Annotated in this window: 1 protein-coding gene; it reads right to left on the bottom strand. The window is 62.9% G+C overall.

What is annotated here, in order from left to right:
* Window positions 1-84 precede the first annotated feature (84 nt).
* Complete coding sequence (locus MCHLDSM_RS17730) at window positions 85-1,308, bottom strand: L,D-transpeptidase (protein WP_048471300.1); 1,224 nt, start codon at window positions 1,306-1,308, stop codon at window positions 85-87.
* Between the last annotated feature and the right edge of the window lie 198 nt (window positions 1,309-1,506).

Raw genomic sequence — 1,506 nt, 5'->3', positions numbered from 1 at the left:
CAGCGGATTCACGCTGCCCACCCACCGCAGCACAGCAAAATCAGTCTGACCGGACCTCAACAGGGTCGATCCACGGATTGAGGCTTAGAGGTTGGCGTTTCCGGCCTTCCATTGCTCCCAGGGGATGTTCCAGTCGCCGAGGCCGTCGGTTCCTGACAGGGTGGCGCCGGTGGTGTTGATGACTTCCACTATGTCGCCGCGTCGGGTGTTGTCGTAGAACCAGCGGGCATTGGCTGGATTGACGTTGAGGCTTCCGTGGCTGACGTTGGCGATGCCTTGGCTACCCACCGACCATGGGGCCGAGTGCACGTAGATGCCGCTGTAGGACATTTGCGTGGCCCACTCGACTTCGGTGCGGTACCCGTCGGGAGAGTTAACGGGCACCCCGTAGGTCGACGAATCCATCACCAGGAATGAGTAGCGGTCGCCGATGAGGTAGGTGCCGTTGTCGGTGGGTGTCTTGGCTTTGCCCATGGAGATGGGCATGGTTTTGACGACGTCACCGTTGCGCCGCACGGTCATCGTCTTGCTGGCGTCGTCGGCGGTGGCGATGATTTGATCGCCGATGGTGAAGCGCGTGGTGACGTCGTCTTGGCCGAAGAGCCCGTCGCCGAAGTCGACCCCGTAAGCCTTGACCGACACCTCCACGGTGGTGCCGGGCTCCCAGTATTCGGCGGGGCGCCAACGGACTTCACGGTTGCTGAGCCAGTAGAAGGCGCCCTCAACCGGGGGGTTCGTGGTGACCGTGATGGCCTGCTGCGCTGCGACCCGGTTCGTGATGTTCTCGTCAAAGCGAATCGCAATGGGTTGACCCACGCCCACTGTTTCGCCGTCATTGGGCAAGACGTAGGGCATCGTCAGGTTTTCGGGAGAATGGGTTTCGAATGTTGCGCTGGTGTTTGTTGTTCCGCCAAGTCCTTGTGCTTGCGCCTGCAGGGTGTACTGCTTGTTGTAGCCCAGCGGCTCCGCGGAGGACCAGGACACTCCGTCGGGGCTGAGTTGTCCGTCAACGATTTTGCCGGCGTCGTTGGTCAGCGACACTTGGCCGAGAACACCGTCGCCGGCGGTAACGGTGACGGGGGCATCAACAGCGACGCCGATGGCGCCATCAGTTACGGACGCTTCCAGTTTCGGTACGAGCAAGTCTGCGTAGGGCGTGCCCTTATCGGTGATCACGTCGGGCGTGGGCGCCGCCGACGGCGACGAGGTGCACGCGGCCGCGATCAGCAACACCGCCACCGCGAGGACGGTGGTCCGCAGCCAATGCGTCGTCGCTCGAAACAATGGGCGGCAGCCTGTCTGCGGCATGAGTGGGGCTCTCCGTATCGCGTTGTCGTCATCGCCTTAACATGCGGTGGCGCCGGCTCGGCGCCTCGTGGGCCGGTCGCGGGCGACGGTGCACCGTTCACGGGACTTCTCTAAGCCTCAATCCGTGGATCGACCCTGTTGAGGTCCGGTCAGACTGATTTTGCTGTGCTGCGGTGGGTGGGCAGCGTGAATCCGCTG

This window comes from Mycolicibacterium chlorophenolicum (assembly GCF_001044235.1).
GTDB lineage: Bacteria > Actinomycetota > Actinomycetes > Mycobacteriales > Mycobacteriaceae > Mycobacterium > Mycobacterium chlorophenolicum.
Note: the sequence above shows the minus strand (reverse complement) of the source record. Positions and strands in the feature narration are given on the sequence as shown.

Coding starts and splice junctions, on each gene's coding strand:
- MCHLDSM_RS17730 (WP_048471300.1), bottom strand. CDS start 1,308: ATGCCGCAGACAGGCTGCCGCCCATTGTTTCGAGCGACGACGCATTGG.